The sequence below is a fragment of the Calditrichota bacterium genome (assembly GCA_016867835.1).
Lineage (GTDB): Bacteria > Electryoneota > AABM5-125-24 > Hatepunaeales > Hatepunaeaceae > VGIQ01.
The window spans coordinates 1-7,315 of the sequence record VGIQ01000125.1 but is presented as its reverse complement, the minus strand read 5'-3'; the positions used below and the strand labels follow the sequence as shown (position 1 = coordinate 7,315).

Below are 7,315 nucleotides of genomic sequence, written 5' to 3'. Positions count from 1 at the left end.
CTCTCGATTTTCGGAGATCATAGCGACATTATGGCAGTGCGTTCGACTGGTTTCGGCTTGATAGCCTCGAATTCTGTCCAGGAGGTGATGGATTTTGCGCTCATCGCGCAAATGGCCGCACTCAAGACGCGGATTCCGTTCGTCCATTTCTTCGACGGATTTCGCGTTTCGCACGAAGTGCAAAGGGTCGAACAACTAACCCCGGACGATATTCGCGCCCTGATGCCGGACGATGCGATCCTGGCGCATCGCCGTCGGGCAATGACTCCTGACCGGCCGGTGTTGCGCGGTTCGTCGCAGAATCCGGACGTCTTCTTTCAGGCTCGCGAGCGTATGAACCCGTTCTATGACGCCGCTCCGCACCTGGTGCAAGCCGAAATGGACCGGTTCGCTGAAGTTGTAGGAAGGCAATATCATCTCTTCGACTACGTCGGTGCTTTCGACGCGGAACAGGTAATCGTGATGATGGGCTCGGGCGCCGAAGCCGCCGAGGAGTATGTCGATTGGGCGCTTGCACGCGGTGAGAAGATCGGCCTCGTCAAAGTGCATCTCTTCCGGCCCTTTTCGGCCATTCATTTGATGCAAGCCCTCCCAGCCTCGACCAAGGCGATCGCCGTCCTCGACCGAACCAAGGAGCCGGGTGCCGAAGGCGAACCACTATACAAGGACGTCGTGACCGCTCTCGCCGAAGCGTCTGCCGACGGCAGCGCGCCTTTTACCGCCATGCCCCGGGTCATCGGCGGACGGTATGGACTCTCGTCCAAGGAGTTCACTCCCGCGATGGTAAAGGCTATCTACGATGAACTGGCAAAGCCCGATTCCAGGCGGCGCTTTACGGTCGGTATCGAGGATGACGTTACTCACCTTTCACTCGATTACGACCTTGACTTTTCGGTCGAGCCGGACGACGTCTTTCGCGGCCTCTTCTACGGCCTCGGCGCCGACGGCACGGTAGGCGCCAACAAGAATTCGATCAAAATCATCGGAGGCGAGACTAACAACTACGCCCAAGGCTATTTCGTCTATGATTCCAAGAAGTCGGGGACCATCACTGTATCGCACCTCCGGTTCGGACCCCGACCGATTAAGTCGTCCTACCTTGTCAACCGCGCCAACTTCGTCGCCTGCTCCCAGACCGTCTTCCTCGAAAAGTACGACATGCTCGCCGACGCGGTCCCGGGCGCGACTTTTCTGCTGAACAGTTACGTTCCCCCCGACAAGGTATGGGATACCCTTCCCAGGCGCATGCAAAGGCAGATTATCGAGAAGGGAATCAAGGTCTTTGTCATCGACGCTTACAAGGTCGCGCGCGAGACCGGCATGGGCGAGCGGGTCAACACCATCATGCAAACCTGCTTCTTTGCGATCTCGGGCATCCTGCCGCGGGAGAATGCGATCGAGCAGATCAAGAAGGCGGTGAAGAAGACCTATGGATCCAAAGGCGACGCGGTCGTCGAAATGAACTTTCGCGCCATTGACCAGACGCTCGACAACCTGTTTCCGGTTAAGGTGCCTGCCGAAGCAACCTCCACCTGGGACCGGCTGCCGCCCGTTGCGCCTGAAGCCCCCGATTTCATACGGGATGTGCTGGGAACCATCATTAGCAACCGCGGCGACCATCTGCCGGTCAGCGCCTTTTCCGAAGACGGCACCTTCCCGACTGCCAGCGCACAATGGGAAAAGCGCAACATCGCGCTCGAGATTCCCATCTGGGACGAAGCGCTCTGCACGCAGTGCGGCAAGTGCTCTATTGCCTGCCCGCACGCTGCCATCCGCCAGAAGGTGGTCGATCCGGAACTACTCACCGGAGCGCCGGCAGCCCTCAAGTCTGCGGACTATAAGGCGGCCGACTACAAAGGGAAGAAATACCTCCTTCAGGTGGCGCCCGAAGACTGCACTGGCTGCGGTCTGTGCGTCGAGTTCTGCCCGGTCCGTTCCAAGACCGAAGTGAAGCATAAAGCGATCAATATGGGACCGCAGCCGCCACTTCGCGAGTCGGAGCGCGAGAACTACGCTTTCTTCCTGGCACTGCCCGAGGTCGATCGCCGGTTGGTGAAGGTCAATACGGTGAAGGGATCGCAGTTCCTGCAGCCGCTCTTCGAGTATTCTGGCGCCTGTTCGGGCTGCGGCGAGACGCCCTATGTGAAATTGGTGAGCCAACTTTTCGGCGACCGGCTCGTCGTCGGCAACGCCACCGGCTGCTCGTCCATATACGGGGGCAATCTGCCCACGACGCCCTGGACGGTCAACAACGACGGTCGAGGGCCTACCTGGAACAACTCACTATTTGAAGACGCCGCCGAATTCGCTCTCGGCTTTCGGCTGACTCTCGACAAGCACCGCGAGTATGCACTCGAGTTAGTCGGGCGACTAAAAGACCGGATCGGCGGTGAACTGGTCGAAGCCATCCGCACCAATCTGCAACTCGACGAGGCTGAGATCTACGACCAACGGGAACATGTCCGTCAACTGAAGGCGATCCTGCCCGGAATCGAAGGCTGGGAAGCACGGCACTTGCTCGAGATCGCCGATGCGCTTGTAAAGAAGTCGGTCTGGGGGATGGGCGGGGACGGCTGGGCATACGATATCGGCTACGGCGGACTCGACCATGTCCTTGCTACCGGGCGCAACGTCAACCTGTTGGTGCTCGATACCGGCGTCTATTCCAACACCGGCGGTCAGTGTTCGAAAGCGACGCCGCTCGGTGCTGTCGCCAAGTTCGCCGCCTCGGGAAAGGCTATGCCGCGCAAGGACCTCGGCCTGATGGCTATCGCCTACGGGCACGTCTATGTCGCTCAGATAGCCATGGGCGCTAATGACCAGCAGACCGTCCGTGCAATCCTCGAAGCCGAGCGTTATGACGGGCCATCGCTTGTCATCGCTTACAGCCACTGCATCGCACACGGCATCGATATGGAAAAGGGGATGGAGCATCAGGATATGGCAGTAAAGTCGGGTTTCTGGCCGCTCTACCGCTACAACCCCGAACTGGCAAAGGAAGGGAAGAATCCGCTGATCCTCGATTCCAAACCGCCTTCCATTCCGGTCGAAGAGTACGCCTATAGTGAGACCCGCTGGAGAATGCTCACCAAGTTCAAGGCCGATCGCGCACGGGAACTCATCCAGAAAGCGCAGTCAGACACTCAGTCTCGTTGGAGGTTCTATGAACAACTTGCGGCGATGAATTTTGGGGAGCAAGTGAGCAAATAGGCAAGTGGCCAAGTGGAAAAGTTTCCGCTGCCTGGGAGGGATAATCAACCACTCGAGAAGCGCAAACTACTTTCAACATGCCCGCTAAAATCGCAGAAGTGAATTAGACTTGCTCGCCGTCGTCTTCTTCTGGGTAGGCGTCAATCTGCTTGGTATCTACCTGAGCATATTGTTGGTAACGCGCAGCAAGCCGACCGATTGGGCGGGAGTGTTATTCATCGCACTGGCGATGCCGCTCGTCGAGACATCCCGATTTTGGCTGCTCTTCTTCACAAACTCGCCATCCGTAATGTTATGGACGCGGCTGGCAGCCGCCCTGGTCGCAATGCTATTGCTCTTCGCGTATGCACATCTTATGCTCGGATTGGAACGAGTTAAAGAGAAGTTGCTCATTGCTTGCGCCTATCCCGGGCTTAAATTTTTGGGTTATGCAACCATTAGTTTACTACAACAATAGACCCTCGCACCTGACATCTTCTACTTTGCATTCACCTATGGACTTATCAACAACTTATCTTGGGCTTACGCTTCGCAATCCGTTAGTGGCTTCATCGTCGCCGCTGACCGCATCGCTTGATCAGATCAGGCGGCTTGAGGACGCCGGCATCGCCGCAGTGGTGCTACCCTCGATCTTCGAGGAGCAGATCACCAACGAGGCGCTGCTTCTCCACTATCACACCACGCAAGGCACCGATTCCTTCGCCGAAGCGCTCACCTACTTTCCGGATCCGGGGGATTACAACCTCGACGGCGAGGAACACGTCGAGCACCTCCGGCGCGTGAAGGAGACCGTCGCTATCCCGGTCATAGGGAGCCTTAACGGCGTAACGCCGGGCGGTTGGACGAAGTATGCTGCACGCCTGCAGGAAGCCGGCGCCGACGCCATTGAATTGAACCTCTACTATATACCGACCGATCCGGCACAAGAGAGCACGGCCCTGGAGGAGTCCTACCTCGATGTGGTGCGTGCGGTGCGGGAGCAGATTTCAATTCCTGTGGCGTTAAAGTTGTCGCCATTTTTCACCTCGCTGCCCCGAATGGCGGTGCAGTTCGTCGAAGCCGGAGCCAACGGCCTCGTCCTGTTCAACCGCTTCTATCAACCTGACCTTGACATCGATGAGATGCGCGTCAAGCCACACATCGTCCTCTCCGATTCGAGCGCCATCCGCCTTCCGCTGCGCTGGATTGCCATTCTGTATGGGCGCATTGAGGCTTCGCTTGCGGCGACGGGAGGCGTCCACACCGCAGTAGATGCAATCAAACTGCTGATGGCCGGTGCGAGTGCAACGTTGACTTGCAGCGCCCTCCTGAAGAATGGCACGGCCTACGCAAGCCAGATCGTTGCCGATCTCCAACGTTGGCTGGAGGAGCACGATTACGAGTCGGTCGGTCAGATGATCGGCTCGATGAGCCAGAAGTCGGTGGCAGATCCGGCCGCCTTCGAGCGGGCGCTATACCTGAAAGAACTGCAAAGCCTACGCATTTGAGCCTTGGAAATCCTTGACTTTGGGGGCTATAGTCTTGTAAGTTGATTAGGGTTACGACAGCAACCTGGGATGTTGTCGATCTACCCGCTATCATCCAAGCAACACACAGGACAGATCAGTGAAGAACATTACAAGAATCGGTGTCGCAGCGCTTTTCCTGCTGGCGCTGGGAATTTTCGCTCCGCCCGTGGAAGCCGCAACGGTCGGCGGTGCGGTGCTTGACGCTGCAGGCAATCCGGTGGCTGGAGCGCTGGTTACGATACAGCAGGTCGATGTCCCGCGTGGACAGCGAGCCTTCGCTGCACGCGTTACGAGTGATCGCGGCGGGCGCTTCGTCTTCGATGGAATCCCGGGGGGATACTACGTGGTCGCGGCCCAGACCCGCACCAGCGCCGTCCGGACTCGCATCGGGGTGCGCGAAAACGGCGCCGTCCGGGTGCAACTCGTCCTTCCCCGCCAGCGCGTTCGTATGGAAGCGGAAAGATAATCAGTTCCCCAGTGCTGAACTGGTGACAGACCTGCCTAAGTAGGCAGGTCTGTTCACTTTTTGCCATGTCTAATCGAGCGGCACTTCTTTTTCATTTTGTCACCAAAGATATTGACAAGTGATTTGAATGGCTTTAAATTGCAGGGTAAACAGCCTTATTAACAAGCATCCGGGATAATAGCGCACCTTGTATGCCCAAATCTTGTCGGCGGCAGTCGATGGCATAAAGGCCTTTAAAGTGAAGGTGGAAGTGCACCTTGATACGGCACTTCCGGCTTACACCACGGTCGGAATGCCGGATACTGCAGTGAAGGAATCTCGGGAGCGGGTAAGCGCAGCCATCAAGAATGCCGGATTTCTCTTTCCTTCCAAGAAGATAACCGTTAATCTGGCGCCTGCTTCGGTGAAGAAGGAAGGCTCGGCGTTCGATCTTCCCATTGCCTTGGGATTATTGGCAGCCACCGGGCAGGTTGAACGTGAGGGCCTAAAGAACGCCGTTTTCCTGGGCGAACTGGCATTGGACGGTGGCATCAGGCCAATTCGCGGCGCGCTTCCCATAGCTGGCGCGCTCGCCAAAGACGGCGTCCGGTCGCTATTTGTTCCGGCACAGAATGCGGCCGAAGCGGCTATGGTGGATGGGGTCGAAGTTCGCCCGATAGAGCATTTACGCCAGGCAGTCGAATTTCTGAATGGCGAACGACCAATCGAGCCTTTAGTTGTGGATCCGGCTTCGATTGTCCGCTCGACGATGCGCTATGCGGTCGATTTCTCAGATGTGCGCGGTCAGGATAACGCCAAGCGAGCAATAGAAATCGCCGCCGCGGGAGGGCATAATCTCCTGATGATAGGCCCTCCGGGATCCGGAAAGACTATGCTCGCCAAAAGGCTGCCGACGATTTTGCCGGAATTGACCATCGAAGAAGCCTTTGAGACAACGAAAATCTACTCGGTTGCCGGAATGCTTCCGCCCAACATCCCGCTTCTTTCAATCCGGCCTTTTCGCAGCCCTCATCATACCATATCGGACGCCGGGCTTATCGGCGGCGGACAGGTGCCCCGCCCCGGTGAAGTCTCTCTGGCACATAAGGGCGTCCTCTTCCTCGACGAACTACCCGAATTTCACAAGAGCGTCCTTGAGGTCCTGCGCCAACCGATGGAAGACGGCGACGTGACTATTACACGATCCAAGATGTCGCTCACTTATCCTGCGAATTTTATCCTCGTCGCCGCGATGAATCCCTGTCCCTGCGGCTTTCGCGGTCATCCGACCCGGGAATGCCATTGCAGCCCGATACAGATTCAGAAATATCTGGGGCATGTTTCCGGGCCGCTGCTCGACCGGATCGACATCCAAATCGAAGTGCCGCCGGTGCCTTTTGAGAATCTCGCTTCGGAAGCAAGCGGCGAACCGAACTCCGCTGCCATTCGCGCCCGTGTTGAAGCCGCCCGACAGATTCAATATGAGAGATTTCAACATGTCGCCAATGTGCAGGTGAATGCTGATATGGGAACTCGCGAAATGCGGAAATATTGCAAGGTTGACAAGCAGAGTGAACTGCTTCTCAAACAGGCAATGGAAGGTCAGATTGGTCTTTCGGCCCGCGGTTACACCCGCATCCTGAAAGTTTCTCGAACGATCGCCGACCTGGATGGATCGCTCGATATCAAGCCAGAACATTTGACCGAAGCGATACAGTATCGCAGTCTCGATCAAGAACGGTGGCTCTGAAGCCATAACCGACGAACATTTCGACTCACTCAACCCAAAGGAAAGGTCAATGTCCGACCTCGACAAGATGAATCTGCGCGAGTGGCGAACCCAGAAAGGGCTGTCCCAGCAACGATTCATGGAACTCTCCGGGCTCAGTCTTCCAACCTTGCGTGAAATGGAGCAAGGCGGGGCGCGCAAACCTCATAAGCGGACCCTGCAGAAATTACAGGAATTCGTTCAAAACGTAGAGAGCGGAGCCATCGATTTGTCGATGCCGGCTGGCGCCCCCAAGAAGCGCGGACGCAAGCCGAAGGCGGCTCTGGCTGCAGCACCGACCGAAGCCGCTCCAGCCCCCAAGAAGCGCGGACGCAAGCCGAAGGCGGCTCTGGCTGCAGAACCGACCGAAGCCGCTCCAGCCCC

The 7,315-nt window shown here is 57.2% G+C and carries 6 protein-coding genes; all 6 read left to right on the top strand.

Annotation, left to right across the window (positions count from 1 at the left end):
• A partial coding sequence (gene nifJ / locus FJY67_10435) for a pyruvate:ferredoxin (flavodoxin) oxidoreductase (GenBank protein ID MBM3329867.1) occupies positions 1 to 3,210 on the top strand: 3,210 nt, incomplete at its 5' end.
• A 109-nt stretch (positions 3,211 to 3,319) separates the two neighbouring features.
• The gene (locus FJY67_10430) at positions 3,320 to 3,667 is read left to right on the top strand and encodes a hypothetical protein (GenBank protein ID MBM3329866.1); all 348 of its coding nucleotides are present in this window, start codon (positions 3,320 to 3,322) and stop codon (positions 3,665 to 3,667) included.
• Between the two features lie 37 nt (positions 3,668 to 3,704).
• Positions 3,705 to 4,697 (top strand): dihydroorotate dehydrogenase-like protein, encoded by a 993-nt coding sequence (locus FJY67_10425; GenBank protein MBM3329865.1) that lies wholly within the window; start codon positions 3,705 to 3,707, stop codon positions 4,695 to 4,697.
• Positions 4,698 to 4,761: 64 nt separating this feature from the next.
• Positions 4,762 to 5,184, top strand: coding sequence for a carboxypeptidase regulatory-like domain-containing protein (locus tag FJY67_10420; GenBank protein MBM3329864.1), 423 nt, complete (start codon positions 4,762 to 4,764; stop codon positions 5,182 to 5,184).
• Between the two features lie 187 nt (positions 5,185 to 5,371).
• Positions 5,372 to 6,913, top strand: coding sequence for a YifB family Mg chelatase-like AAA ATPase (locus tag FJY67_10415; GenBank protein ID MBM3329863.1), 1,542 nt, complete (start codon positions 5,372 to 5,374; stop codon positions 6,911 to 6,913).
• A 49-nt stretch (positions 6,914 to 6,962) separates the two neighbouring features.
• A partial coding sequence (locus FJY67_10410) for a helix-turn-helix transcriptional regulator (protein MBM3329862.1) occupies positions 6,963 to 7,315 on the top strand: 353 nt, incomplete at its 3' end.

Excerpts from the sequence above, each read along its gene's own strand:
- FJY67_10425 (MBM3329865.1), top strand. The coding sequence starts at position 3,705 with ATGGACTTATCAACAACTTATCTTGGGCTTACGCTTCGCAATCCGTTA.